Source organism: Aeromicrobium sp. Leaf289 (genome assembly GCF_001423335.1).
In the GTDB taxonomy this organism is placed as follows: Bacteria; Actinomycetota; Actinomycetes; order Propionibacteriales; family Nocardioidaceae; genus Aeromicrobium.
This window is the reverse complement of the sequence record NZ_LMNK01000002.1, coordinates 371,014-397,290: the sequence shown is the minus strand read 5'-3', so window position 1 is coordinate 397,290 and position 26,277 is coordinate 371,014. Positions and strand designations below refer to the sequence as shown.

The 26,277-nt window shown below is 71.3% G+C and carries 26 protein-coding genes; 13 read left to right on the top strand and 13 right to left on the bottom strand.

Annotated features, from left to right (window positions below; translation table 11 throughout):
• Window positions 1–14: 14 nt before the first annotated feature.
• Complete coding sequence (locus ASF37_RS05810; RefSeq protein WP_235499957.1) at window positions 15–998, top strand: adenylate/guanylate cyclase domain-containing protein; 984 nt, start codon at window positions 15–17, stop codon at window positions 996–998.
• Here ASF37_RS05810 and ASF37_RS05805 read toward each other — a convergent pair.
• Together ASF37_RS05805 and ASF37_RS05800 are read right to left on the bottom strand one after the other, a co-directional pair.
• The gene (locus tag ASF37_RS05805; RefSeq protein WP_056579464.1) at window positions 976–2,076 is read right to left on the bottom strand and encodes an FAD-dependent oxidoreductase; all 1,101 of its coding nucleotides are present in this window, start codon (window positions 2,074–2,076) and stop codon (window positions 976–978) included. The two genes, ASF37_RS05810 and ASF37_RS05805, sit on opposite strands and share 23 nt — an antisense overlap.
• 37 nt (window positions 2,077–2,113) lie before the next feature.
• On the bottom strand, window positions 2,114–2,530 hold the full coding sequence (locus tag ASF37_RS05800) for a DUF2000 family protein (protein WP_055962221.1): 417 nt from the start codon (window positions 2,528–2,530) through the stop codon (window positions 2,114–2,116).
• A gap of 50 nt (window positions 2,531–2,580) precedes the next feature.
• Here ASF37_RS05800 and ASF37_RS05795 point away from each other — a divergent pair, with 50 nt between their 5' ends.
• Window positions 2,581–3,363: an AraC family transcriptional regulator gene (locus ASF37_RS05795; RefSeq protein WP_056579463.1), complete on the top strand. Its 783-nt coding sequence runs from the start codon at window positions 2,581–2,583 to the stop codon at window positions 3,361–3,363.
• Here the strand turns inward: ASF37_RS05795 and ASF37_RS05790 are convergent.
• Entirely contained in the window at window positions 3,360–4,148 is a 789-nt protein-coding gene (locus tag ASF37_RS05790; protein WP_200914472.1) for an alpha/beta fold hydrolase, read from the bottom strand. The genes ASF37_RS05795 and ASF37_RS05790 overlap by 4 nt on opposite strands.
• 77 nt (window positions 4,149–4,225) lie before the next feature.
• Here ASF37_RS05790 and ASF37_RS05785 point away from each other — a divergent pair, with 77 nt between their 5' ends.
• Together ASF37_RS05785 and ASF37_RS05780 are read left to right on the top strand one after the other, a co-directional pair.
• On the top strand, window positions 4,226–5,377 hold the full coding sequence (locus tag ASF37_RS05785) for a CaiB/BaiF CoA-transferase family protein (RefSeq protein ID WP_055962212.1): 1,152 nt from the start codon (window positions 4,226–4,228) through the stop codon (window positions 5,375–5,377).
• A gap of 33 nt (window positions 5,378–5,410) precedes the next feature.
• Complete coding sequence (locus ASF37_RS05780; protein WP_056556999.1) at window positions 5,411–6,553, top strand: acyl-CoA dehydrogenase family protein; 1,143 nt, start codon at window positions 5,411–5,413, stop codon at window positions 6,551–6,553.
• 60 nt (window positions 6,554–6,613) lie between these two features.
• Here ASF37_RS05780 and ASF37_RS05775 read toward each other — a convergent pair whose 3' ends face one another.
• Complete coding sequence (locus ASF37_RS05775) at window positions 6,614–7,558, bottom strand: TerC/Alx family metal homeostasis membrane protein (protein WP_056579461.1); 945 nt, start codon at window positions 7,556–7,558, stop codon at window positions 6,614–6,616.
• Between the two features lie 192 nt (window positions 7,559–7,750).
• Window positions 7,751–8,479, bottom strand: coding sequence for a MerR family transcriptional regulator (locus tag ASF37_RS05770; protein WP_164468786.1), 729 nt, complete (start codon window positions 8,477–8,479; stop codon window positions 7,751–7,753).
• Between the two features lie 74 nt (window positions 8,480–8,553).
• Between ASF37_RS05770 and ASF37_RS05765 the strand changes: the two genes are divergently transcribed.
• The 9 genes from ASF37_RS05765 to ASF37_RS05725 all read left to right on the top strand — a co-directional run bounded on the left by ASF37_RS05765 (window position 8,554) and on the right by ASF37_RS05725 (window position 18,956).
• The gene (locus ASF37_RS05765; protein WP_055962198.1) at window positions 8,554–9,150 is read left to right on the top strand and encodes a thermonuclease family protein; all 597 of its coding nucleotides are present in this window, start codon (window positions 8,554–8,556) and stop codon (window positions 9,148–9,150) included.
• Window positions 9,138–9,764: a hypothetical protein gene (locus ASF37_RS05760; RefSeq protein ID WP_156368134.1), complete on the top strand. Its 627-nt coding sequence runs from the start codon at window positions 9,138–9,140 to the stop codon at window positions 9,762–9,764. Before ASF37_RS05765 ends, ASF37_RS05760 begins: the two co-directional genes overlap by 13 nt.
• 108 nt (window positions 9,765–9,872) lie before the next feature.
• Window positions 9,873–11,087, top strand: coding sequence for an acetyl-CoA C-acetyltransferase (locus tag ASF37_RS05755; RefSeq protein WP_056557009.1), 1,215 nt, complete (start codon window positions 9,873–9,875; stop codon window positions 11,085–11,087).
• Window positions 11,088–11,106: 19 nt separating this feature from the next.
• Entirely contained in the window at window positions 11,107–13,293 is a 2,187-nt protein-coding gene (locus ASF37_RS05750) for a 3-hydroxyacyl-CoA dehydrogenase NAD-binding domain-containing protein (protein ID WP_055962188.1), read from the top strand.
• A 109-nt stretch (window positions 13,294–13,402) separates the two neighbouring features.
• Window positions 13,403–14,896: a sodium:alanine symporter family protein gene (locus ASF37_RS05745; protein ID WP_055962185.1), complete on the top strand. Its 1,494-nt coding sequence runs from the start codon at window positions 13,403–13,405 to the stop codon at window positions 14,894–14,896.
• A gap of 112 nt (window positions 14,897–15,008) precedes the next feature.
• Entirely contained in the window at window positions 15,009–16,001 is a 993-nt protein-coding gene (locus tag ASF37_RS05740) for an ABC transporter substrate-binding protein (RefSeq protein WP_055962182.1), read from the top strand.
• Window positions 15,998–17,053, top strand: coding sequence for an iron ABC transporter permease (locus tag ASF37_RS05735; protein WP_056579458.1), 1,056 nt, complete (start codon window positions 15,998–16,000; stop codon window positions 17,051–17,053). The genes ASF37_RS05740 and ASF37_RS05735 overlap by 4 nt, the downstream gene beginning before the upstream one ends.
• On the top strand, window positions 17,050–18,093 hold the full coding sequence (locus tag ASF37_RS05730; RefSeq protein WP_235493091.1) for an iron chelate uptake ABC transporter family permease subunit: 1,044 nt from the start codon (window positions 17,050–17,052) through the stop codon (window positions 18,091–18,093). Before ASF37_RS05735 ends, ASF37_RS05730 begins: the two co-directional genes overlap by 4 nt.
• Entirely contained in the window at window positions 18,090–18,956 is an 867-nt protein-coding gene (locus ASF37_RS05725; RefSeq protein WP_056575260.1) for an ABC transporter ATP-binding protein, read from the top strand. The genes ASF37_RS05730 and ASF37_RS05725 overlap by 4 nt, the downstream gene beginning before the upstream one ends.
• 3 nt (window positions 18,957–18,959) lie before the next feature.
• On the opposite strand, the gene ASF37_RS05720 is transcribed toward ASF37_RS05725, so the two are convergent.
• Genes ASF37_RS05720 through ASF37_RS05685 form a run of 8 tightly spaced genes read right to left on the bottom strand, consistent with a single transcriptional unit; the run spans window position 18,960 to window position 26,099 of the window.
• Window positions 18,960–19,880, bottom strand: a complete 921-nt coding sequence (locus ASF37_RS05720) for an NAD(P)-dependent oxidoreductase (protein WP_056579456.1) — start codon at window positions 19,878–19,880, stop codon at window positions 18,960–18,962.
• On the bottom strand, window positions 19,877–20,725 hold the full coding sequence (locus tag ASF37_RS05715; protein WP_056575253.1) for a class II fructose-bisphosphate aldolase: 849 nt from the start codon (window positions 20,723–20,725) through the stop codon (window positions 19,877–19,879). The genes ASF37_RS05720 and ASF37_RS05715 overlap by 4 nt, the downstream gene beginning before the upstream one ends.
• A complete protein-coding gene (locus ASF37_RS05710; RefSeq protein WP_056579454.1) occupies window positions 20,712–22,208 on the bottom strand; it encodes an FGGY-family carbohydrate kinase in 1,497 nt (498 codons plus the stop codon). Before ASF37_RS05710 ends, ASF37_RS05715 begins: the two co-directional genes overlap by 14 nt.
• Window positions 22,205–23,107: a MurR/RpiR family transcriptional regulator gene (locus ASF37_RS05705; protein ID WP_056575248.1), complete on the bottom strand. Its 903-nt coding sequence runs from the start codon at window positions 23,105–23,107 to the stop codon at window positions 22,205–22,207. Before ASF37_RS05705 ends, ASF37_RS05710 begins: the two co-directional genes overlap by 4 nt.
• Window positions 23,104–23,901: an MBL fold metallo-hydrolase gene (locus ASF37_RS05700; RefSeq protein WP_056579452.1), complete on the bottom strand. Its 798-nt coding sequence runs from the start codon at window positions 23,899–23,901 to the stop codon at window positions 23,104–23,106. The genes ASF37_RS05705 and ASF37_RS05700 overlap by 4 nt, the downstream gene beginning before the upstream one ends.
• Window positions 23,898–24,848 (bottom strand): hypothetical protein, encoded by a 951-nt coding sequence (locus ASF37_RS05695; RefSeq protein WP_056579451.1) that lies wholly within the window; start codon window positions 24,846–24,848, stop codon window positions 23,898–23,900. The genes ASF37_RS05700 and ASF37_RS05695 overlap by 4 nt, the downstream gene beginning before the upstream one ends.
• The gene (gene deoC / locus ASF37_RS05690; protein ID WP_056579449.1) at window positions 24,845–25,528 is read right to left on the bottom strand and encodes a deoxyribose-phosphate aldolase; all 684 of its coding nucleotides are present in this window, start codon (window positions 25,526–25,528) and stop codon (window positions 24,845–24,847) included. Before deoC ends, ASF37_RS05695 begins: the two co-directional genes overlap by 4 nt.
• Complete coding sequence (locus tag ASF37_RS05685) at window positions 25,515–26,099, bottom strand: glucose-6-phosphate isomerase family protein (RefSeq protein WP_056579447.1); 585 nt, start codon at window positions 26,097–26,099, stop codon at window positions 25,515–25,517. The genes deoC and ASF37_RS05685 overlap by 14 nt, the downstream gene beginning before the upstream one ends.
• Between the last annotated feature and the right edge of the window lie 178 nt (window positions 26,100–26,277).

Sequence of the window (26,277 nt, the reverse complement as noted above, 5' to 3'; positions counted from 1 at the left end):
CCTACGATGCGGGCGTGAGCACGTCCGACCAGCCAGCGTTCGACCCGAGCCTGCTCATCGACGTCGCGGCCGACTTCCTGTTCGACGGCGGACCGACCCTCACGCAGCGCGAGGTGGCGGAGCGTTCCGGCATGGACCTCGACCTCGCGAACGACCTGTGGCGCTACCTCGGCTTCCCGGAGGTCGAGGACGACAAGGTCGCGTTCACCGAGGCCGACGTCGCGGCGCTGAAGGTCACGAAGCGGCTGATCGACCTCGGGGTGCTCGAGGAGGACCGGCTGCCGCAGTTCGTCCGGTCGCTCGGGCGGACCTTCGCCCGGCTCGCCGACTGGCAGACGCGCCTCCTGCTCGGGGTCCTGCAGACCGAGGACGGGGGCCAGCCGCCGCTCGACGTGCTCGCCGAGGTGATCCCGATGGTCGAGGAGGTGCAGGGCTACGTGTGGCGGCGGCACCTGCTGGCCACTGCCTCGCGGATCGCGCTGCGCGACGTGCGGTCGGAGTCCGAGCGCCATCTCGTCGTCGGGTTCGTCGACATCGTCGGGTACACCTCGCGCAGCCGGCAGATGAGTCCGCGCGCGCTCGGTGCGATGGTCGAGTGGTTCGAGCGCGTCGTCACCGAGCTGGTCGTTCAGCGCGGCGGACAGGTGATCAAGACCATCGGCGACGAGGCCCTGTTCACGGTGGACGACCCGACCGAGGCCGCGCTGCTCGCGCTCGAGCTGGTCGAGCGGGCCCAGGCCGACGAGCAGTTCCCCGACGTCCGCGTCGGGCTCGCCCACGGTCCCGTGCTCGCCCGCCTGGGCGACGTGTTCGGCTCGACGGTCAACATCGCTGCGCGGCTCACCTCGGTGGCGCGCCCGGCGCGCGTCCTCGTCGACCACGACCTCGCCGAGCTGCTCGACCACGACGACTTCCGGCTGCGCCGCACACGGCGGGTCTCGGTCAAGGGCTACGAGCACCTCGAGCCGTGGGCGCTCAAGCGTCCACGCGAGAGCTGAGCGTCCGCGCCACCGCGTTGGCGGCCGCGCGCCCGGCCCGGTTCGCCCCGATCGTCGAGGCCGACGGTCCGTAGCCGACGAGCTGCACCCGCGGGTCGGCGGTGGCCGTCGTGGACGTGGCGAGCGTGGCGCCCAGCTGGATGCCACCCCTCGGTGAGCGCAGGTGCAGCGGCGCCAGGTGGTCGACGTCGGGGCGGAAGCCGGTGGCCCAGAGGATCGCGTCGACCTGTTCCGTCCGCCGCCCACGGCCCGGCACCCCCGCCGGGTCGTCGCCCCACACGGCGCCGTCCGGCACGAGCCGGTCGAACATCGGCAGCCGCTCGTAGGCGCCGAGCCGCTCGGCCTCGGCCTCCTGCTCGCGCAGCATCAGCCCGGTCACGCTCACGACGCTGCGCGGCGGGAGCCCGGCCCGGACCCGCTCCTCGACCATCGCCACGGCCTCGCGGCCCGCCTCGGGGTCGAAGGGCTCGGTGCGCCACACGGGCTCGCGGCGGGTCACCCACAGGGTGTCCGTGACCGGCCGCAGCGCGCCGAGGAACTGGACGGCCGAGGCGCCGCCGCCGACCACCATGACGCGCCGGCCGCGGAAGTGCTCCGGGCCGGGGTAGTCGACGGTGTGCAGCTGCTCGCCTGCGAAGACCTCCTGGCCGGGGTAGCGCGGCACGAACGGCCGCCGCCAGGTCCCGGTGGCGTTCACCAGGGTCCGGGTGCGCCAGGTGCGGTCACCGGCGTGGACGACGAGGAGGTCGTCCCCCGTTCCTGGCACCGACTCGACCCGGTCGACCGCCACCGGTCGTTCGACCGGCAGGTCGTGCGCCCGCTCGTACGCGGCGAAGTAGGCGGGCACGAAGACGTTGGCCCGCTCGTGACCCTCGGCCGGGGGCACGGGCGCGTCGGGCAGGTCGGCCACGCCGTGCACGTCGGACATGGTCAGCGCGTCCCAGCGGTGCTGCCACGCACCGCCCGGCGCGTCGTCGGCGTCGAGCACGACGTGCCGCACCCCACGTCGGGCCAGGTGGTACGACGCGGAGAGGCCGGCCTGGCCTGCACCGATCACCACGCTCTCGAGGACCTCCACGTCCACGGGAACGCCTGGAGGCCCGGGTCTATGCCCGTCAGCCGTGCAGCCGGGAACCCTTGAGCGACTTGTCGACCGCGTTCTTCGGCCCGTGCACCGCGATCCCCACGAGGTCGAGCGCGTCGGTCGGCACCGCCGCGACGGCCGCGCGGTTGGCGGCGTCGTGGCCGGTCGAGAACATCTCGTGGGTGTAGACCGCGAGGGGCAGCGCTCGGGACACGACCTTCGCGTGGGCTCGAGAGAGGGTGGCGGCATCAGCGGTCAGGACGACGACGGGCTGGCGCAGCAGTGGCAGGTAGCGCTGCCCGTCGGCGTCCTCGTACGGCTCGCCGAGGAGCTCGGGGTTCGCGGCGACCCCGCTCACGAGGAAGGCGGTCACGTTGAGCTCCTGCCAGGGGAGCAGGTCGTCGCGCAGGACGACGGCGATCTTGGTGTCGAAGCGGATGTCCTCCATGGCCACCACGATCCGCCCCCGGCCCGGGCGCGGTCTTGTACGTTCCTGACATGGCCGAGCAGGTGCGGGCCTGGGCGCCGCAGGCACCCCTGGTCCGCGAGGTGTTCCACGCGACGATGACCTCGCACGCGTACCCGGCGCACACCCACGACACCTGGACGGTGCTGCTGATCGACGAGGGGTGCGTGGCGTACGACCTCGACCGGCACGCGCGCACGGCGCCGGAGCGGCACGTCAGCCTGCTGCCGCCGCACGTCACCCACGACGGTCGGTCGGCCTCGCAGGACCACGGCTTCCGCAAGCGCGTCCTCTACCTCGACGCCACCTGGTTGCCGGCGTCGGTGACCGGCCACGCCGTCGACCGTCCGGTGCTGCCCGGTGCTGCGGCCCGGGCACTCACCGAGGAGCTCCACGAGGTGCTCGCCCGACCCGAGGACACCTGGCAGGCGGAGTCGCTGCTGCTGGGCCTGCGCGACGTCGTGCTCGGCTCGGGCCGGCAAGTGATCCCCCCTGCTGCCGACGTCCCGGCCGCGCGGGCGCTGCGCGACGTGCTCGACGACCACGTCGTCGACGGGATCACGCTCGAGGAGGCCGCCGGTCTGCTCGGCCGCTCACCGGCGCACCTGGCGCGGTCGTTCCAGCGGGCCTACGGGCTGCCGCCGCACCGCTACGTCGTGGGTCGACGGGTCGACCAGGCTCGCGCGCTGCTGTTGCACGGCGTCCCCGCCGCGGACGCCGCCACCGCAGCCGGGTTCTGGGACCAGGCGCACCTCACCCGGCACTTCCGTCGGACCGTCGGCACCACGCCCGCCCGCTTCGCCAGGTCGGTCTAGACCGCGGTCTGGCGGATCAGCCTCAGGACGAGCTCGGGGTCGTCGGCCATCGGCACGTGACCGCAGCCGGGCAGGGGCTCGTGGCGGGCCTGCGGCAGGCGGGACTTCGCGACGGCGGCCTGGGCGTAGGGCAGGAGGCGGTCCTTCGTGCCCCACGCGACGGTGGTGGGGACCGGCACCTGGCTCGCGAAGCGGTACGTGACGCCCTCCCGAGCGGTGCGCTCGAAGGCCGTCGCGTGCTTGAGGGCCAGCGAGTCGCCGTAGGTGTGGTCGGCGTCGTGGCGCTCGGGTCGGGCGTAGAGGATCGCGCCGATGGCCCGCCGTCCGCGCAGGTCGGCGGCCAGGCGCTGGAGCAGTCGCGCCGGGGTGAGCAGCGCCGACAGCCGCATGAGCAGCAGCGGCACGAGCGCCTGGAACCGGTTGACGGGTCCGAAGAACCCGGCGGGGCTGAGCGCCGTCACCGACGAGACGAGGCCGCGCGAACCGAGCTCGAGCGCGATGGCGCCGCCGAGGGAGTTGCCCACGACGTGCGGCTTCGCGACGCCCCAGCGCTCGAACTGGTCGAGCATGTGCTCGCACGCGTTCTCCATCGAGTACCGGACGCCGCCGGCGAAGGCGGGGGACTCGCCGAACCCGGACAGGTCGGGGGCGATCACGTCGTAGTCGCGGGCGAGGTCGTCCAGGAGCGGGTCCCAGGCCTGGCGACGGTGGCCGATGCCGTGCAGGAGGACGAGCGGGGGAGCGCCAGGCGTGCCGCGTCGGGTGTAGGCGAGATCAGGATGCACGGCAGCATGGTGCCACATACCGACGGTATCTCGACACCCTCTCGACATCGTGACAGTAGGACTGTCACAATGGTGCTGTGACGATCAACTCCGGTTCAGGGCCCCTGCAGGGCGTGCGCGTCGTCGAGATCGTGGGCATCGGCCCCGGTCCCTTCGCGGCCATGATGCTCGCCGACCTCGGCGCCGACGTCGTCCGGGTGCACCGCCCCGGCGGCGGTGGCCTCCAGCTCACGACCCCCGAGCAGGACCTGCTCGGCCGTGGTCGCCCCTCCGTCGCGCTGGACCTCAAGGACCCCCGTGGGGTCGAGACCGTGCTGCGGCTCGTGGAGTCCGCCGACGTGCTGCTCGAGGGCTTCCGTCCCGGCGTCACCGAGCGCCTCGGCATCGGCCCCGACGCCTGCCTGGCCCGCAACCCCGCGCTCGTCTACGGCCGCATGACCGGGTGGGGCCAGGACGGACCGCTCAGCCAGACCGCGGGCCACGACATGAACTACATCGCCGTCGCCGGTGCGCTCGACCCGATCGGCCGCCGACCCGGCGACGCCCCCACGTTCCCGATGAACCTGCTCGGCGACTTCGGCGGCGGGTCCCTCTACCTGGTGGCTGGCGTGCTGGCCGCGGTGCTGCACGCGCGCAGCACGGGCGAGGGCCAGGTCGTCGATGCCGCCATCACCGACGGCACCGCCCACCTCATGACCATGGCCGTCACGATGCAGCAGTCGGGCAGCTGGGACGGGCGTCGCGGCACCAACCTGCTCGGTGGGGCCGCGCCCTTCTACGACGTCTTCGAGACCTCCGACGGGCGCTGGATGTCCGTCGGCCCCCTGGAGCCGCAGTTCTTCGCCGCGTTCACCGACCTCCTGGGAGGCGACCTGCCCGGCCAGTACGAGCTCGAGCGCTGGCCCGAGCTGCGCGACCGGATCGAGGATCGGTTCGCCGCCCGCAGCCAGGCCGAGTGGGTGGAGGTCTTCGAGGGCAGCGACGCCTGCGTGCACCCGGTGCTCCCGCTGGCCGAGGCCTACGAGCACCCGCACAACGTCGCGCGGGGCACCTACGTGGAGCACCACGGCACCACCCAGCCCGCGCCGGCCCCACGCTTCTCGCGCACCGAGGCCCGCCTCGGCTCCGCGCCCGAGGCGCCCGGCGCCAGCACACGTGACGCACTGACCGCCTGGGGCATCGACGACGTCGAGTCCCTCATCGCCGACGGCGTCGCCGTCCAGGCCTGACCGACCATCTCGCAAGCACCGAAAGAGGACCCCATGAAGCGCACCATCTTCGACGCCGACCACGAATCCTTCCGCGACACCGTCCGCACGTTCTGCGAGAAGGAGATCGCGCCGCACCACGACCAGTGGGAGAAGGACGGCATCGTCCCCCGCGAGGTCTGGGAGAAGGCCGGCGAGCTGGGCCTGCTCGGCTTCATGATGCCGGAGGAGCACGGCGGAGGCGGCATCGACGACTTCCGCTACAACGCGATCCTGTCCGAGGAGATCACCCGGGTCGGGGCGAGCGGCATCGGCTTCGTCATCCAGACCGACCTCGTGTCCGGCTACCTGCTCTCCTACGCCACCGACGAGCAGAAGGCGCGCTGGTTCCCGAAGTTCTGCAGCGGCGAGATGATCACGGCCATCGCCATGACCGAGCCGGGCACCGGCTCGGACCTGCAGGGCATCAAGACCCGCGCGGTGCTGGAGGGCGACGAGTACGTCATCAACGGCTCCAAGACCTTCATCACCAACGGCATCAACGCCGACCTCGTGCTGGTCGTCTGCCAGACCGACCCCGAGGCCGGCGCGATGGGCTTCTCGCTCATCGCGGTGGAGCGGGGCACGCCCGGCTTCGAGCGTGGTCGCAACCTCGACAAGATCGGCCTGAAGGCCCAGGACACCGCCGAGCTCTACTTCGAGAACGTGCGCGTGCCCAAGGAGAACCTCATCGGCGAGCCCGGCCAGGGCTTCATCTACCTGATGGAGAAGCTGCCCCAGGAGCGTCTCTCGATCTCCGTGGTCGCAGCCGCCGCGTGCCGCGCCGCGATCGACATGACGCTCGACTACGTCAAGGAGCGCAAGGCGTTCGGCAAGCCCGTCGGCTCCTTCCAGAACAGCCGCTTCGTGCTGGCCGAGCTGGAGACCGAGGCGAGGATCGCGCAGGTGTTCGTCGACGAGTCGATCACGCAGCACAACCGCGGCGACCTCACCGTCTCCGACGCCGCCATGGGCAAGTGGTGGACCACCGAGCTGCAGAAGAAGACCGTCGACAAGTGCCTCCAGCTGCACGGCGGCTACGGGTACATGAGCGAGTACCCGATCTCCAAGGCGTACCTCGACACCCGCATCCAGACGATCTACGGCGGCACCACCGAGATCATGAAGGAGATCATCGGGCGTTCCATGGGCCTGTGACCCTCGGCGTGCCGACGGGCACCACGCGGCCTCGGCCGCGTGGTGCCCGTCCGTCGTAGGTCACGCCTGGCGCTCGGACTCCTGCTCCTTCGCCTTCTCCCGACGGTAGGAGGGGAGGGAGGCCAGCACGCCGGCGCCGAGGATCAGCACCACGCCGCCGAGCGACCACTCGGGCCCGACCTTGCCGAAGATCTCCCCGTAGGTCATCTTCGCGGCGATGAACACGAGCAGCGCGGCGAGTGCGGCCTTGAGGTGGCGCAGTCGCGCCACGAGCTCGGCCACGAGGAAGAACAGCGGCCGCAGGCCCAGCAGCGCGAACGCGTTGGCGGCGAACACGACGTAGGTGTCGGTGGTGATGCCGAGGATCGCGGGAACCGAGTCGACGGCGAAGATGATGTCGACGACGGCGATGGCCACCAGCGCGGCGCCCGCCGTGGTCAGCATGCGCTTGCCGTCGACCTTCGCGAGGAGCTTGTCGCCGTGGTCGCCCTCGGCGATCGTCATGCGGTTCTTGACGCCCTCGATCAGCTTCTCGTCACCGTCGTGGTCGTTGCGGTGACGCCACAGCCGCAGGCCCGTCCAGGCGAGCAGCGCGGCGAACGGGTACGTCAGCCAGGAGGCGGCGTCGAGCGCGGCGGCACCGACCAGGATGAAGATCAGCCGCAGCACCAGGGCGAGCACGATGCCGTACGTCAGCAGGCGCACCCGCTTCGGTGTCGGGATGGCGAAGGCGCCGAAGACGACGAGGAAGACGAACACGTTGTCCAGCGACAACGACTTCTCCACGAGGTAGCCGGCGAGGTAGGTCGTGGACTGCTCGGTGGTGCCGAACAGGTGGAGAACGCCGCCGAAGGCCAGGGCGATCGCGATCCAGACGATGCTCCAGATAGCGGCGACGCGCGGCGGCATGTCGTCGCGGGCCCGCACCAGGATCAGGTCGACGACGAGCAGGATCGCCAGGGCGGCGAACAGCAGGGTCCAGTCCAGAGGAGTGCCGAGAGGCATGAGGGAACGTCCTTCGCGGTGCAGTGTCAGGTCTGACAGGGATCGCGAAGGTTTCTCCACCCGAGAGGGCCACCTGGTGCGGATCCGGATGGCCGGACCGTGCTGACGCACTCAGGTCGACGGGATACTTCCCTTCGATGTGCACTAGTTTACCGAGTGCCGCGAAACGTCGCAGCACGAGCGGACGTGACGTCAGTCGCGGTCGTTGGCCTTGCGCCGCACGGTCCGCCGCTTCTCGTCGTCGACGGCCTCCTCGTACGCGGTGACGAGGGCCTGCACCGTCAGGGGCTTGAACCGCTCGATCATCGCGGTCATCAGCTCGGGCGGCTGGCCCGACGCCACCAGCTGCGGCCACACGGACGTGCGGAACAGCTCGGTCAGCTCGATCGCGAGCGCGCGCCCGTGCTCGGTGACCATGCGCCGCGCGGCGAGCGCGGCGTCGACGGGAAGGCCTGCGTCGAGGAACCCCATGCCGACGGCCAGGTGGGCCGGCGCGAGGCGGAACACGTCCTCGGTCGGGGTGGGCTCGACCACGCCGATGGCCACCAGGACCTCGAGGTCGTCGTCGCTCAGCTGGCGTCCGGCGCGCTTCTCGAGCATCGTCCGGTCGAGCGTCTCGGGCATCTCGGGCGTCCAGGGCGCGAGCAGCGTGCGGTGCAGCGCCACCTGCTCGGGCGTCGCGTCGGCCGGGATCTGCTCGAGGTAGCCCTCGATCGCCGCGAGCGTGAAGCCGTGCGCCTGCAGCTCCTTCACGAGCTCGAGGCGGGCCAGGTGGTCGGGGCCGTAGTAGCCGTTGCGACCCTCCCGGCGCGGCGGCGGGATCAGCCCGCGCCCGGCGTAGAACCGGACCGTGCGGACCGTCATGTCGACGCGCGTGGCGAGCTGCTCCACGCTCATCGTCTCCGTTGCCTGAGGACTCACCCGGCAGAGCGTAGTACCCGGTGTGCGAGATCTACGGATGCGAATGAGGCGTTCGTTCCACTACGGTCCCTGACATGGACAAGCTCTCGGGGAAGAACTCGGCACTGCTCATGGTGGTCGTCCTGGTGCTGGGAGGTGTGCTCTGGGCAACCGGGCTCACCGACAAGATCACCGGGGCGACGAAGGGATCGTCGTCCGAGTCGTCCTCGGGCGCGGACCGTCCGTACGACGCGATCGAGATGCGCGTCCGGAACGTGGCCGACAGCGGCACGTTCACCGCCACGGTCGTCACCACGTCCCGCTACGCGGACAAGGGGCTCGACGCGTACGGCGACGGCCGCGTCACGGTGCGGCTCTACGGGGTCGACACGCCGGGCGCCAGCTACCGCCAGGAGTGCTACGCCGAGGAGGCCAAGGAGTCCCTCGAGAAGCGACTCTCCGAGTCCTCGCAGCGCATCTGGGTCAAGCCCGGTCGTGACGACCGCCGAGGCCGCGCCCTGGCCTGGGTGTGGACGAAGGACGGCGAGCTCCTGCAGGAGAGCCAGCTGGCCGACGGTGCCGCGACCCTGCGCGACGACGCCACCTTCGCCCCGTACGAGAAGCAGGTCACCGCAGCGGAGGCCAAGGCCGAGAAGGCGAAGACGGGACTGTGGGGCGCGTGCGGGTCCTGAGCGCGGTCCTCGCGCTGCTCCTCCTCGCGGGGTGCAGCGACCCGGCGCCGACCCCGCCGACGCCCGAGCAGCGCGCCGAGGCCGAGGCCGAGGTCGAGGAGCTGGCGCCGGACGCCTGGGGCCTCGGCGCGCCGATCGCCGAGGCACGTCAGGACATCTGCCAGGAGGGGCAGCAGAGCTCCAAGGTGAGTGAGGTCGACTCGGCCTGCACGCTGGGCCGGTCCTGGATCGTGCCTGCTGCCGCGTCCCGCTCCGACGTCGCCGGGGCGATCGACGACCTGAGCGACCGCCTCGCCGACGCCGGCTGCGAGAGCGCCATGCGCGGCGGCCTCGGCGTGGCCGCGCGCTACTGGCGGGAGGGCGTGCAGTCGGAGCCGGGATCGCTCCCGGGGTCGAGCTTCCGCTGCGGGTCGCGCGGCGTCGACGTCGCGACCGTGAGCCCCGAGCAGTCGAGGCCGAGATCGATCGTCTCGGTGGGCGACCTGACCGGCGGCACCGTGGGGGAGAAGGACACGGACGACTTCGGGTCCGACGTGCGCCGCGAGGTCGAGGCCAGTGGGCAGGCGCTCCTGTGGCAGATCACGGTCACGCAGACCTACGCCGTGCGACGCTGAGCACAGCGTGACCCGCATCACGATCCGGCAGGCCCCTAGCAACTCTGACAGTTGTGGTGTCACAATCGGCACCGAAGGTTCTACACGAAGGACACTGAGGACACTGACATGACCGAGGCATTCATCTACGACGCGATCCGCACCCCGCGCGGACGCGGCAAGAAGACCGGCTCCCTGCACGAGGTCAAGCCGATCTCGCTGCTCAACGGGCTGCTCGACGAGATCAAGACCCGCAACCCCGCCCTCGACGCCAACCAGGTCGACGACGTCGTCCTGGGCGTCGTCTCGCCCGTGGGCGACCAGGGCGCCGACATCTCCCGCACCGCGGTCCTGGCGGCCGGCTTCGGCGAGCAGGTCGCCGGCGTCCAGCTGAACCGCTTCTGCGGCTCCGGCCTCGAGTCGGTCAACCAGGCCTCGGCCCGGGTCAAGTCCGGCTGGGAGGACCTCATCGTCGCCGGCGGCGTCGAGTCCATGAGCCGCGTGCCCATGGCCTCCGACGGTGGCGCCTGGGCGATGGACCCCCGGACCGCGCTCGACACCGACTTCGTGCCCCAGGGCATCGGCGCCGACCTCATCGCGACCCTCGAGGGCTTCAGCCGCGACGACGTGGACCAGTTCGCCGCCGAGTCGCAGGCGCGCGCCGCCAAGGCGATCGCCAACGGCTACTTCGCGAACTCCGTCATCCCCGTCAAGGACGTCAACGGCATGACGATCCTCGACCACGACGAGTTCGTGCGCGAGGGAACGACGGCCGAGTCCCTCTCGGGCCTCAAGCCGTCGTTCAAGGACCTCGGCGACTTCGCCGGGTTCGACGCGGTCGCGCTCGAGAAGTACACGACGGTCGAGAAGATCAACCACGTCCACCACGCCGGCAACAGCTCCGGCATCGTCGACGGCGCCTCGCTCGTGCTGATCGGCAACGAGAACGCCGGCGAGCGTCACGGGCTCACGCCCCGCGCCCGCATCGTCTCGACCGCCGTCATCGGCTCGGAGCCGACGATCATGCTGACGGGCCCCGGCCCCGCCTGCCGCAAGGCGCTCGACAAGGCCGGCCTGTCCATCGAGGACATCGACCTGATCGAGATCAACGAGGCCTTCGCCGCGGTCGCCATGAAGCTCATGCGCGACCTCGGCGACTACCCCCACGAGCAGACCAACGTCAACGGCGGCGCGATCGCCATGGGCCACCCCCTCGGCGCCACCGGCGCGATGATCCTCGGCACGCTCGTCGACGAGCTGCACCGCCGCGAGAAGCGCTACGGCATGGCCACGCTGTGCATCGGCGGCGGCATGGGCATCGCCACCATCGTCGAGCGCGTCTGACCCCCAGGAGAGACAGATCATGACTGAAGCAGTGCGTTACGAGGTCGAGGGCGGCATCGTCAACCTCGTCATCGACGACCCCGACCAGAGCGCCAACACGATGAACGACGCCTACGCGTCGTCCATGGCCAAGGCCGTCGACCGTCTGGTCGACGACATCGCCAAGGACGCCGACGCCGTCAAGGGCGTCATCATCTCCTCGGCGAAGAAGACCTTCTTCGCCGGTGGCGACCTCAAGCTGATGACGCAGGCCACCCCGGCCGACGCGCAGAAGCTGTTCGACAACGTGGAGGGCATCAAGGCCACGCTCCGCAAGCTCGAGACCTCCGGGAAGCCCGTCGTCGCCGCCATCAACGGCGCCGCGCTCGGCGGTGGCCTGGAGATCGCGCTCGCGGCCCACCACCGCATCGCGGCCGACGTCCGGCTCGAGGTCGGCCTGCCCGAGGTGACCCTCGGCCTGCTGCCCGGCGGAGGAGGCGTGACCCGCACCGTGCGCATGTTCGGCCTGCAGGACGCGCTCATGAACATCCTGCTCCAGGGTCCGCGCATGCAGCCGGCCAAGGCCAAGGAGATCGGCCTCATCGACGAGATCGTCCCCGCCGACGAGCTGCTCTCCGCAGCGAAGGCGTGGATCGAGTCGGTCCAGGGCGACGCCGACGCGGCCACGCAGCCGTGGGACCGCCAGGGCTACCGCATGCCCGGTGGGACCCCGTCGAACCCGAAGCTGGCCGCCAACCTGCCCGCGTTCCCGGCCATGCTGCGCAAGCAGACCAAGGGCGCGCCCTACAAGGCGCCGCGCAACATCCTCGCGGCTGCCGTCGAGGGTGCGCAGGTCGACTTCGAGACCGCGAGCCGCATCGAGTCCCGCTACCTGGTGGAGCTCCTCGTCGGCCAGCAGTTCAAGAACATGACGCAGGCGTTCTTCTTCGACCTCGGCTCGATCAACGCCGGTGGCTCGCGTCCGGCGGGCGTGGAGCCCAAGAAGTTCACCAAGGTCGCCGTCATCGGCGCCGGCATGATGGGCGCGGGCATCGCCTACGTCTCGGCGCAGGCGGGCATGGAGGTCGTGCTCAAGGACGTCTCGCGCGAGGCGGCCGAGAAGGGCAAGGCCTACAGCGAGAAGCTGCTGGCCAAGAAGCTCGAGCGCGGTCGCACCACGCAGGAGAAGGTCGACGCCTTCCTCGCGCGCATCACGCCCACCGACGACTACGCCGACCTGGAGGGCTGCGACCTCGTCGTCGAGGCCGTCTTCGAGTCGGTCAAGCTCAAGCACGAGGTCTTCGGCGAGATCCAGAAGGTCGTCAAGCCCGACGCCCTGCTCGGCTCGAACACGTCGACGCTGCCCATCACCGGCCTGGCCGAGGGGGTGGAGCGTCCGCAGGACTTCATCGGCATCCACTTCTTCTCCCCGGTCGACAAGATGCCGCTCGTGGAGATCATCGCCGGTGAGCAGACCGACGACGCCGCGATCGCCGGCGCGCTGGACTACGTGCAGCAGATCCGCAAGACGCCGATCGTCGTCAACGACAGCCGCGGCTTCTTCACCAGCCGCGTCATCGGCACCTTCGTCAACGAGGGCATCGGCATGCTGTCCGAGGGCGTCGACCCGGTCTCCATCGAGCGGGCCACCACCATCGCGGGCTTCCCCGCGCCGGTGCTCCAGCTCAGCGACGAGCTCAACCTCGAGCTGATGACGAAGATCCGCAACGAGTCCAAGGCGGCCGTCGAGGCCGAGGGCGGCACGTGGGTCTCCGACCCGGGCGAGCAGATCATCGACACGATGATCGAGCTGGGCCGGCCGGGCCGCCTGAAGGGTGCGGGCTTCTACGACTACGAGGACGGCAAGCGCGTCGGCCTCTGGTCGGGCCTGCGGGAGCAGTTCCCGACGGCCGAGACGCAGCCCGACTTCGAGGACCTCAAGGAGCGTCTGACGTTCCGCATGAGCCTCGAGACGATCAAGTGCCTCGAGGAGGGCGTGCTGCGCACGGTGCCCGACGCGAACATCGGCTCCATCTTCGGCATCGGCTTCCCGGCCCTGCAGGGTGGCGCGATCCAGTACGTCAACGGCTACGAGGCTGCCGACGGATCGATCGGCGTCGAGGCGTTCACGCGTCGCGCGCAGGAGCTGGCCGCCACCTACGGCGACCGCTTCGAGCCCCCGGCGCTGCTGCTGGAGAAGGCGAAGAACGGCGAGAAGTTCGCCTGACCACACCTCGACGAGGCCCCCACGACCCTGCGGTCGTGGGGGCCTCGTCATGAGGTGACGATCCGGTGTAGGACTTGCGTGACGTAGCCACTTCCGTTGAAGTGGCCCGATGGACGTCACCGGCATCGAACGGGCCATCGACGGATTCTTCGCTCCTGCAGCGGACGTCGTCTCGAGCATCATCTTCTTCGAGCTGACGATCGGCGGGATCGCGTTCCCGCTCATCGTCTTCTGGCTCGTGGCGGGCGCACTGGTCTTCACCATCGCCTTCCGCGGCCCGCAGACGTGGGGGGTGGGACACGCGATCGAGCTGGTGCGTGGCAAGTTCGGCAGCAAGGACGACCCGGGCGAGGTCTCGCACTTCCAGGCGCTCGCGTCGGCGGTGTCCGGCACGGTGGGTCTGGGCAACATCGCCGGTGTCGCCGTCGCGGTGACCCTGGGTGGTGCAGGTGCGACCTTCTGGATGATCGTGGCGGGTCTGCTCGGCATGGCCACCAAGTTCGTGGAGTGCACGCTCGGCGTGAAGTACCGCGTGGAGCACGAGGACGGCACCGTCAGCGGTGGTCCCTTCCGCTACCTGCCCATCGCGTTCGAGCGGTTCGGTGCGGCAGTGGCCACGGTCCTGACCGGCGTCTTCGCCGTCGCGATCTTCTTCTTCGGTGCCGTCGGCGGCAACATGTTCCAGGCCAACCAGACCTACGCGCAGGCCAAGAACGTGACCGGCGGCGAGGACGGCTTCCTCGGCTCCGACGGTGCGGCGCTCGCGTTCGGCATCGTCCTCGCGCTGCTCGTCGGCCTCGTGATCATCGGCGGCATCAAGTCGATCGGCCGGGTGACCGAGAAGCTGGTGCCCGCCATGGCCATCGTCTACGTCACCGCCTGCCTCGTGGTGATCGGCGCGAACATCACCAACCTGCCCGACGCGTTCGGCCAGATCATCGGCGGTGCGTTCTCGCCCGAGGGCGTGACCGGCGGTGTCGTCGGCGTGCTGATCATCGGCTTCCAGCGTGCGGCGTTCTCGAACGAGGCCGGCGTCGGCTCGGCGCCCATCGCCCACTCGGCGGTCAAGACGAGCCGTCCGGCGAGCGAGGGCTTCGTGGCGCTCCTGGAGCCGTTCATCGACACCGTGATCATCTGCACCATGACCGCGCTCGTCATCGTCATCGCCGAGCCGCAGAGCTGGCTCGACGGCAAGGCCGCGGTGGCCGCCGGCGACTCGCCGAACCCCGACGGCGTGGTGCTCACGTCGGACGCGTTCGAGACGGTCGTTCCGTGGTTCCCGTACGTGCTGGCGATCGCGGTGGCGTTGTTCGCCTTCTCGACCCTCATCACGTGGGCCTACTACACGCAGAAGGCCTGGACGCACCTGTTCGGCCGCTCGCAGCTCACCGAGCGACTCTTCCAGGTGATCTTCTGCGTGTTCACCGTGTTCGGCTCCGTCGTCACGCTCAGCGACGTGATCACGCTCGCGGACTCGATGCTGTTCCTCTGTGCACTCGTCAACATCTTCGGCCTCTACCTGCTCCTGCCGGTGGTCCGCCGCGAGGTGCGCGAGTACTGGGCGGACAAGAAGGCCGACCGGCTGGTGCGCGCCGACTCCTGAGTCGACGCGTTCCGGGACGGGGCCCGGGACGTGACGGCTCTCACGTCGCTTGCAGAGATGAGGCTTGCCTAAGTTAGTGTGTCCTTCGGAATCGTCCCCGAAAGGACTCCCGATGACCCTGCGCCCCCCCATCGTCCTGGCCGCCGCGGCCGCCCTCGTGCTCGCCGGCTGCGGCATGACCACCGAGAGCGGGGAGGCGTCGGGCGAGAACGCCTGGACCTACACCTCCGGCGACGGCAAGACCTACACCGCGGAGAAGATGCCCAAGCGGATCATCGCGCAGGGCGAGGCCGCAGCTGCGCTCATCGCACACGGCATCGAGCCGGTCGGCATCTTCATCAACCAGCCACTCGAGGACACGAAGGCGCTCGAGGGCGTCGACGTGTCGGGCATCCCGATCCTCGGCGAGACCTGGGGCACGATCGACGCCGAGAAGGCCGCGGCGCTGAAGCCCGACCTCATCGTCACCACCTACTGGAGCACCGAGAAGGCCTACGGCGGCTTCGAGGACGGGGTCAAGGAGAGCAGCAAGAAGGTCGGCAAGCTCGCCCAGGTCGTCGGGCCCACCGCCGACCAGTCGGTCGAGGAGATGCTCGACGGCTTCGAGGAGCTCTCCGAGTCCCTGGGCGCCGACCTCGACTCCGAGCAGATCGCCACCGACAAGGCCACGTTCGAGGCGGCGCGCGACCGGTTCAAGGACACCGTGGCGAAGGCCGAGGGCCTGTCCGTCCTCGGCGTCTCGCCCGCCGACGACCTGCTCTACGTCGCGGTGCCGAAGCACTCCGCCGAGCTGGCCGACTTCAGCCGCTACGGGCTCGACATCACCGTGCCGGACTCCCCGGACCCGGACTTCCCGTACTGGGAGAACCTGTCGTGGGAGAACGCCGACAAGTACCAGCCCGACCTCATCCTCATGGACGACCGCACCTACGACCAGGCCATGAAGATCGTCGCGAAGCAGCCCACGTGGACGAAGGTCAAGGCTGCCGAGGCCGGGGCGGTCACCCCGTGGCCCGCCTTCTGGATCAGCACGTACCGCGCCTACGCCGAGCAGCTCGACATCCTCAGCGACGTGGTCGAGAAGGCCGACCCGGACCTCACGTGAGCACCACGCTCCAGCGCTCGACGTCGACCGAGGCGCCCGCGCCCCGGCACCGGTCGGCGGCGGGCCTCGGCGTGGGCGTGCTCGTGCTGCTCGGGGTGCTCGCGGTCGTCACGTTCGTCAGCGTCACCATCGGGGCACGCGGCGTGGGTCTGGGCACGATCTGGACGGCCTTCACCGACTACGACCGGGCGTCGGCCGAGCAGACGGTCATCCGGGAGCTGCGGGTTCCGCGCACCCTGCTCGGCCTGCTCGTCGGGGCGGCCCTCGGCCTCGCGGGTGCGCTGCTGCAGGGCGTCACGCGCAACCCCCTCGCCGACCCCGGGATCATGGGCATCAACATGGGTGCGGCCACCGGCATCGTCGTGGCCGTCATGGTCCTCGACGGCATCAGCCAGTCCGCGTCGGTGTGGGTGGGCTTCGCGGGGGCCGGCATCGCCACCGTGGTGGTCTACGGCGTCGCGTCGTTCGGCCGCGAGGGAGCCACGCCGGTGAAGCTCGCGCTCTCCGGCGCCGCCGTGAGTGCCGCGCTCTACTCCGTCACCACCGGCATCACCATGACCGACGTCGGCGCGCTCAACGAGCTGCGCTTCTGGCAGGTCGGCTCGCTCAGCGGCCGGTACCTTCCGGTGCTCGAGCAGACCTACCCGTTCCTGGTGGCCGGCATCGTCGTGGCGATGCTGCTGGGTCGCGCCCTCAACGGACTGGCGCTCGGCGACGACCTGGCCGTGGCCCTCGGCCAGCGGGTGCGCCTGACCCGGGTGGTCATCTTCGTCACGGTCGCCCTGCTGGGCGGCGCCGCCACCGCCGCGTGCGGACCGATCGTGTTCGTCGGGCTGATCGTCCCGCACGTGGCCCGCGCGATCTGCGGACCCGACTACCGCTGGATCCTGCCCTACACCCTGCTGCTGAGCCCGGTGATCCTGCTGTCGGCCGACGTGCTCGGACGGGTGCTGGTGAGCCCCAGCGAGCTCCAGGTCGGCGTGGTGCTCGGGGTGCTCGGTGCGCCTGCGTTCATCGCGCTCGTCCGCTACAAGAACCTGGCCCAGCTGTGAGCGCCGCGACCACGCCCCTGCGCGACGCGGTCCGCGCGCAGCGCCGCGGCCACCGAGCCCGGACGACGGCCATCACCGCAGGTCTCGCGGCGCTGGCATTCGCGCTGTTCGTGGCGACCATGATGATCGGCACCTTCCGGCTCACCGCCTGGGAGGTGGTCGGGAGCGTCTTCCGGCTCACGGACGACCCGAGCGTCGACTTCATCGTGCTCGACCTGCGCCTGCCCACGGCCGCCACGGCGGTGGGCGTGGGCCTCGCGCTCGGTGTCGCGGGCCTCGTCTTCCAGCGGCTGCTCGCCAACCCGCTGGCCTCGCCCGACTTCGTGGGCATCTCCGGTGGCGCCAGCCTGTTCGCCGTCTCGACGATCCTGTTCTCCACGTGGGGTGCGGTCGCGACGTCGGGCATGGCACTGCTCGGGGCCGTGCTCGCCGCCGTCGCGGTGTACCTGCTGGCCTGGCGCGACGGCATCACCGGCTACCGGTTCATCCTCATCGGCATCGGCCTGTCCGAGCTGTTCGTGGCGCTCACCGGCTACGTGATCGCGAAGGCCGAGCTGAGCGACGCGCGCGAGGCGATGACCTGGCTCGTGGGCTCGGTCGGCTCGGCCGGCCCGTTCGAGCTGCGCGCGCTGCTGATCGGCGTCGCGGTGCTGCTGCCGGTCGTGCTCGTGCTGTCGCGGCGGCTCGGCGCGCTCGAGCTCGGCGACGACGCGGCGTCCGCGCTCGGTGTGAGCGTGGAGCGATCGCGGCTCGTCCTCCTCGCGCTGTCGGTCGTGCTCGTGGCGCTCGCCACCGCCGCGGCCGGCCCCGTCGCCTTCGTGGCGCTCATCTCCGGACCGATCGCGATCCGGCTCGTCGGCAACGCCGCCAGCCTGCCGGCGGCCGCCTTCGTCGGTGCCGTCATCGTGCTCCTGGCCGACCTCGTCGCGCAGCACGCCCTGCCCGTCGCCCTGCCCACCGGGGTGATCACCGGCGCCGTCGGCGCCCCCTACCTCATCTGGCTGCTCGCCACCGTCAACCGGGAAGGACGCGGAGGATGACCACCACCAGCACCGGCCGCACCCATGACCCCCGCACCCATGAGCTGAGAGCGCAGGACCTCACGCTCGGGTACGCCGAGACCGACGTCGTGTCCCGCCTGGACGTGGAGATCCCGCCCGGCCGGATCACCGTCATCGTCGGCGCCAACGCGTGCGGCAAGTCGACGCTGCTGCGGGGCCTCGCCCGGCTGCTCAAGCCGCGCCACGGCACCGTCCTGCTCGACGGGACGTCGGTGCACGAGCAGCGCTCCGCCGACGTCGCCCGCATCGTCGGCCTGCTGCCGCAGACGCCCGTCGCTCCCGACGGCATCACGGTGGCCGACCTGGTGGGTCGTGGCCGCTACCCGCACCAGGGATGGTTCCGCCGCTGGAGCCCGGAGGACGACGCAGCCGTCGCCGAGGCGCTGGAGGCCACCGGCACCGCCGACCTCGCCGACCGCCCGATCACGGGGCTGTCGGGCGGACAGCGCCAGCGCGTCTGGGTGGCCATGGCACTCGCGCAGGACACCGACCTGCTACTCCTCGACGAGCCCACCACCTACCTCGACATCAACCACCAGGTGGAGCTGCTCGACCTGCTCACCGACCTCAACCGCGAGCACGGCAAGACCATCGCGATGGTGCTGCACGACCTCAACCTCGCGTTCCGCTACGCCGACCACATCATCGCCATGAAGCACGGCGAGATCGTCGTGGAGGGCAGCCCGTCCGACGTCATCGACGCGGCCGTGGTGGAGGACGTGTTCGGGCTCGCCTGCCAGGTGGTGCCCGACCCCGTGAGCGGCACGCCGCTCGTCGTGCCGCGCAGCCGTCACCACGTCGGCGGGCTCACGTCCGAGGCGGAGTCACCGGCCGCCGTCTGATCCTCAGCGTTCGGCGAGCTCCGCGAGCAGGTTGTCGACCGCCGCGTCCGCCGCGCGCCGCGAGCTCTCGGCGGTGGCAGCACCGAGGTGCGGGGTCGGCACGACGCGCGGGTGGGCGAGCAGGGCGGAGGCCGGTGGTGGCTCCACCGCGAACGCGTCGACGCTGTACCGCGACACGTGGCCCGCCTCGAGACGTGCGAGGAGTGCCACCTCGTCCACGAGAGTCGAGCGGGCGGTGTTGAGGAGCACGACGTCGTCACGCAGGAGACCGACGCGTCGCGCGTCGAGCAGCGGTCCGTCGGGTCCCGGCGGCACGTGCAGGGACACCACCTCGCTCGTGCCGAGGAGGGTGTCCAGCTCGACCAGGGGCACGTCGGCATCGTCGAGGAACGGGTCGTGGGCGACGACCTCCATGTCGAGCGCGCGAGCGAAGCGGCCGAGGTGTCGGCCGATGGCCCCGTAGCCGACGATGCCGAGTCGGCGTGCCTCGACCTCGCGGCCGGCCGTCCGCTCCCAGGTCCCGGATCGCAGTGCGGCGGACGCCTCGGTCACGCCGCGCAGACCCTCGATCATCAGTCCGAGGGCGAGCTCCGCGACGCCTCGGGCGTTCGCGCCGCGCGCCGTGAGCACGGTGACACCGGCCGCGTCTGCCGCACGGGGGTCGATGGCGTCGCGGCCTGCGCCGTTGCGGCTGATCACGCGGAGTGCGTCGGCGTGCTGCAGCACCTCCGGGCCGATCGGCTCGACGCCGGCGACCCACCCCACCGCCCCTGGGACCGCCGCCACCAGCTCGGCGGTGGTCGGCTGACGACCGGGAGCCGGTGTGACGACCTCGTACCCGGCCGCTGTCAGACGGTCGATCGCCGCGGAGGGACCCGGGGCGGACAGGGATCGAGGCGTCACCAGGACGCGGCGGGCGGTCATGCCGCCGTCCCGCGAGCGCCGAGGACGCCGAGCAGGCGCTCGACCTCGAGGGCCATCGCCTCTCTCGCGGGGCGCACGTAGCCGCGCGCGTCCAGCAGCTCCGGACGAGCGTCCAGCTGGTCGCGCAGGGCTGTCGTGAAGACCTTGTTGAGGTGCGTCGCGATGTTGATCTTCGTCATCCCCCGGGTCACGACCTCGCCGAGAGTGGCGTCGTCGACGCCGGAGGACCCGTGCAGGACCAGTGGCACGGGCACGGCAGCGGCGATGGCGGCCACGAGATCGAGGTCGACCGCGGCGTCGCGTGTCGCCATGGCGTGGGAGGTGCCCACCGCGACCGCGAGCGAGTCGACGCCGGTGTCGAGGCAGAACCGGGCAGCGTCCTGCGGGTCGGTCCGGGCGCCGGGCGCGTGCACGCCGTCCTTGCCGCCCACCTCGCCGAGCTCGGCCTCGACGGCGACGCCGGCCGCGTGGCAGTGCGCCACGACTCGTCGGGTGACCTCGCGGTTCTCCTCGTCGGGCAGCTTCGAGCCGTCGAACATCACCGACGTCAGGCCGAGGTCGACCGCCTCGTGCACGAGGCCCACGTCCTCGGCGTGGTCGAGGTGCACGGCCACGGGCACGGTCGCCGCCTCCGCCAGGGCGATCGAGGCGAGCGCGATCGGCCGCAGGGACCCGTGGTAGCGCACCGCGTTCTCGCTGATCTGGATGACCAGCGGCGCCCCGGCTGCTTCTGCGCCTGCAACGAGGGCTTCTGCGTGCTCGAGGAGCGTGGTGTTGAAGGCGCCGACGCCATGACCCGCAGCACGTGCGGACAGGACGAAGGTTCGGGGGTCAACGAGCGGCATGGTCCTCCTCGGGACCGGGGACCCGGAGGTCCGCGAGGGAGCGGGCCGCCGCACGGGCGGCCTCGAAGCGCGCCCGAGCGAGCGCGTGGTCGGGGTGGGGCCGGGGATCCACCCGGAGCGCGACGGTGCGTGCCGCGTGGAGCGGGCTCGTGTCGTCCCAGACGCCGAGACCGAGCCAGCCGAGCGCCGCCGCGCCGAGCGCCGCGCCGTGCTGCTCGGCAGCCGGTCGCTCGACGCCGCGACCGAGCAGGTCGGCCAGGACCTGGAGGACGAAGGCGCTGCGCGCTCCTCCACCGAGGGCGGTCACGCTGTCGGAACGGTCGCCGAGCAGCTGCGTCGCGGCGTCGGCCAGCCCGAACCCGATGCCCTCCACGAGGGCGCGGGCGAGGTCTCCGTGGGTGTGCCCGAGGTCCAGGCCGAGGAAGCTGCCCCGGACGCGGGGACCGCCCTCGAGCACGGTCCCGCCCGCAAGAGTGGGGGCACAGGCCAGGCCATGCGCACCTACGGGGGACGCTGCCGCCTCGTCGAGGAGGTCTGCGACGTCACGGCCGAGGAGGTCGGCGAGCCAGCCGAGGCTGCTCCCGCCCCCGAAGATCGACAGGGCAGAGACGTACAGGTCCGGCAGCACGTGGTCGAAGACGAACGGGCGCCCCACCGCGTCCAGCACCGGCTCGACGGAGGAGACGGAGAACCAGTTGGAGGAGCCCAGCGACAGGTAGGACCGACCCTCGGTGTCCAGCCCGGCGCCCAGTGCCATGCACGAGTTGTCCACCCCGCCGCACACGACCGGCACGCCGACCGGGATGCCGGTCGCCCTGGCCGCGTCGGCACGGACGCTGCCCACGACGTCGGTGGACGCGACGATGTCGGGCCACCAGGACTCCGGGACGTCCAGCGCCGTGGTCGTCGCCCGGTCGTAGCACCGTCGGCGCAGGTCGTAGGTGCCCGAGCCCGACGCGTAGCTCTGGTCGGTCCGACGCGCGCCGGTGAGTCGTAGGTTCACCCAGTCCTTGCTGCCGAGCAGCTGGGACGTGCGGGCGGCGACCTCCGGCTGCTCGGCGCGCAGCCAGGCAGCCTTGAACACGGTGTACATGCCCGCCGGGAAGCCGTTGCCGGTCCGGTCGTACCAGTCGTGCTCGGAGACCGTCGCGAACCAGTCCTGGGCGGCGCGCTCCCCGCGGGTGTCGGACCAGATGGGCACGGAATCGAGCAGCGTCGTGCCCTCGGCGTCGACGGGGACCATGGCGAGGCTGTGGCCGGAGAGTGCGACGGCCGCGACGTCGTACCCAGCCTGCAGCAGCGTCCGGCAGGACCGCGTGACGGCAGACCACCAGTCCGCAGGACGCTGCTCGTGTCGGCCCGGACCCGGGTAGGTCGTCGGATACCCCTCGAAGCTCTCCGCGAGCACCGTCGCCGACTGGTCGACGAGTGCCGCCTTGCACCCGCCGGTGCCGAGATCCAGCGCCAGGACGACGTCGGTCACGGGCCGTCCCCTCGTCCCGGTCCCAGGACCACGTCGACCTCCGCGCCCGACCGCATGCGCGACAGGCGCGACTTCATCAGCTGGATGTCTTCCAGGACCGACGCGTCACGGCGCAGCAGCACCATGGTGGCCAGCACGTCGATGACGACGAGCTGCGCGAGCCGGGAGATCGTGGGAGTGAAGACGTCGGTGTTGTCGAGGGACTCGACCACGAGCGAGACGTCACTCAGGTCGGCGAGCGGTGACGGCCCACCGGTGATCGTCACGACACGAGCGCCACGCTCCCGGGCGACGCGCACGGTGTCGAGGATCGAGACGGTCCGCCCGGTGTTGGAGATCGCGACGAAGACGGTCGTCGGCGTCGCGGTCGAGGCCGCGATGAACTGCTGGTGGGTGTCCACCGGTGCGGAGCACGGGACGCCGAACAGCGGGAACTTCTGCTCGGCGTCGGTGGCCACGACGCCCGAGGCGCCCAGCCCGACGAAGACAAGATGGCTGCCGGCCGCCAGGGTGTCGACGGCGGTCTCGAGCGCTCCGACGTCCAGGTGGCGCCGGACGTGGTCCAGGGAGGTGATCGAGAAGTCGAAGATCTTCGAGACGGTCGTCGCGGCGTCGTCCTCGGGCTCGATGACCGACTGCGTGGCCGGGATGCCGAGCGCGACGCTCTGCGCGAGCTGCAGACGGAAGTCGTGGAAGCTGTCGCACCCGATGGCGGCCGCGAACCGGACGATGGTCGGCTGGCTGACGCCGGCGGCCTCGGACAGGTCCGCCAAGGTCATGTGCACGACCGCCCGCGGACGGTCGAGCACCACCTGAGCCACCTTGCGCTCGGACCGCCGCAGGTCCTCCAGCTGCTCGGTGATGCGAGACAGCACCGTTCCTGCACCGATGGTGGTCATGCGCGGACCTCCGTCAGGTCGAGGGCCGACCCGTGCTCGGGCACCGTGACGCGCACGCCGGCCGCCGTGGCGAGGTCGAGGTCGAAGGACGCGGGATCGGCCGTGTTGAAGTCGAACATGCCCCAATGATGTGGCACCAGGTGCTCGATCCCGGCCGCCTCGCAGACCCGAACGGCCTCCGCGAAGGTGAAGTTGCCCGGCACGCCGTGCTCCCGCCGGTGGGCGTCGCGACCGTTCACGGGCAGAAGGGCCACGTCGACCGCGTGGCGGCGCAGCCGCTCGACGAGGCCGTCCCAGGGGACGCAGTCACCGGAGTGGTAGACGGTGCGGCCGGCTGCGGTGATGACGTAGCCGAGGAAGTGGTCGTGGCCGTGCGCGTCGACGACGCGGTCCTCGTGCGCGGACGGAACGGCGGTGACGGTGAACCCACCGAGCTCGTACCGCTCGCCGTCGGCCAGCGGCACGAGGCGCTCGGGACCGACCTGGGCCCGCGCGAGCGCCTCGTCGGTGACGGCGCGCGGGCACACGAGCAGGGTCCGCGGCTGGTGTGCCAGGAGGGGTCGGAGCGTGCCCGGGTCCATGTGGTCGGTGTGCGCGTGGGAGGTCGTGACCGCCACCAGCTGCGGCAGCTCGTGCGGCGCCACGGGCGCGGGCCGCAGCCGGACGTGCGGGAACAGCGTCCCCGCGTACTTCGCGGCGAGCGAGTCAGAGAGGTAGGGGTCGACGAGCAGGTGCTCGTCGTCCGTGGAGAGCAGGAACCCGGCTTGGCCCAACCAGCGCGCGTGCAGGGTCATCGCACCGCCCGCGCCGCCTCGTCGAGCCGGTCGAACGCCGGACCGGACGTCGGGATGCCCAGGTCGAAGACGGCGTCGATCGCCCGCGTCCACCCGTGCACGAAGTAGCGCCAGCCGTCCTCCACGACCAGGGCGTCGGCCTCGGCGCGCGACCGCGCCTGGCGCAGGAAGTCGAGCTCGCCGCGGTAGTTGAACTCCCACGCGTAGCCGCCGTGCGGGAAGACGACGTCGTCCGACACGGGTGAGCCGGGGCGGTCCTTGCCCATCCCGGTCGCGTTGACCACCACCGAGCCGGGGGGCAGGGTCGCGACCAGCTCGTCGGAGACGGTGCCCCGCTCGAGCAGGTGAGGACACCACTCGATCGCGGGGTCGCCGGCGCGTCCTGCCGCCACGACCGCGTCGAGCCTGGCGGCGTCGACGTCGGTGACGTGCACGCAGGCCGGCGCTGCGGTGCCGGCGCGGTGGGCGAACCAGTCGCACAGGGCGAGGGCTGCCCCGCCCGCGCCGAGCACCGCGACCGTCCGTCCGGCGAGCCGGGGGACGATCGCCTCGAGCGCCAGGGCGCTCGTGATGGTGTCGAGGGCGTGTCCGCGGATCCATCCGTCGCCCGCGACGAGGGCACTGATCTCGCCCAGTCGGGCGGCGTCGTCGTCGACCTCCGCGAGGAGGTCGCGACACGTGGTGAAGAGGTCGATCTTGTGCGTGGTGACGAGCGCCCCGCGGGACCGCGGGTCGGCGGCGAGGAAGGAGACGACCTCGCGGTAGGCCTCGGCCGGCGCGCCGACGGGCACGTCGATGCCGGTGAGGGCGACGTCCTCGAGTCCCAGCAGGGGACGCCAGGCCTCGAAGACCCGGTGGATGGCCGACGAGCCGGTGGTGACGCCGACGAAGTACATGGTCGGGACGGTGGCCGCGCGGAGCGCGCCCGGGCTGAGCACGAGCGTCATGCGCCCGCCTCCGCCACCAGTCGGACGGCGACCGCCGTGTTGATCCCGAACCGGGTGGCTCCCGCCTCCAGGAGGTCGTGGACCTGCGCGAGGGAGCGCACTCCGCCGGAGGCCTTGATCTCCCGCTCGGGGCCACCGACCTCGCGCATGACCCGGACGTGCTCGGGCGTGGTCGCGACGCCCTGCCAGCCGGTCCCCGTCTTCAGGGAGGTGGCGCCGGCGCGCACGGCCACGCCGACGGCGTCGCGCAGCTGTGCGAGGTCGAGCAGGCCGACCTCGTGGATCACCTTGACCGGGACCCGTCCGTCGACCGCCTCGAGCACCGCGGCGAGGTCGCGGGTCGCCCCGTCGAGCTCCCCGGAGCGGATCATCCCGATGTTCATCACGACGTCGAGCTCCTGGACGCCGTGGTCGACGAGCCAGCGCGCCTCCGCCACCTTGACCGGGGTGGCCGACCCTCCCGACGGGAAGCCGACGGGGGAGCCCGCGTTGGTCGTGGACCCCTCGAGCAGCGGTCGCAGGACCGGAAGCCACGAGGGGAGCACGTGGGCCGCGACGAAGTCGCCGGCGAGAGCGTGCCCGGCGAGCTCCTCCACGTCGGCACGACCGTGCTGCGCCTGCACCGCGCTGATGTCGACCCGGCGGGCGAGCGCGTGCCCGTCCAGCTCAGCGCGAGACATAGGACGGGTTCTCGGCGAGGGTCCAACCAGCACGGTCGGCGACCGCGAGGTGGCGCATGCCGTGGGAGGCGGCGATGATCCCGTAGTCCTGCCCGGCGTCGGCGGGGTAGCAGAACAGGGTGACCAGGTCCTCGGCGCCGAGGTTCACGCTGCGGTGGATGTGTGACGGGGGCACGTAGGCGACGACGCCGGGCGTGAGCTCGGCGACCACCGTCTCGCCCTCCAGCGTCTCCATGAGCATGAGACCGTGCCCGGACAGGCAGTGGTAGATCTCCGTCCGGTCGTGCACGGCGTGGATGTGGCCGCGGGTCATGGTGAACTCCGCACCCACCCGGCCCGGGTACAGGGTCGAGATCCCCGTGATGAGGTCGCCGGCCTGGTCCGACGGGCGGAACTCGTCGACGTGGTACATGACGGCGTCGTCGCCGCGCTCCGCACGCAGCCGCGCGAACGCGTCGGCGTCGGCGTACAGGCCGTCCAGGTCGCCGAGGCGCTTCTCGTAGCGGCCGGTGCGACCGACGAGCTGGTCGGGCTCGATCGTCAACGTCGGTCCGGGCTGGGTTGCGGTCACGGTGCTCCTTCGGTGATGACGCGCGTCGAGTGCCGCATGTCCTGGGTCACATTAGTAGCAAAACTACAAGAAAATGTCACGGACTGGTCGAATCTCCCGCAAATCGTTGACAAGGCCCCCGATAAATGTAGTCTGACTCCCGAAGTTGTGGTGCAGACCACAACAAAGCGGCGCAGCG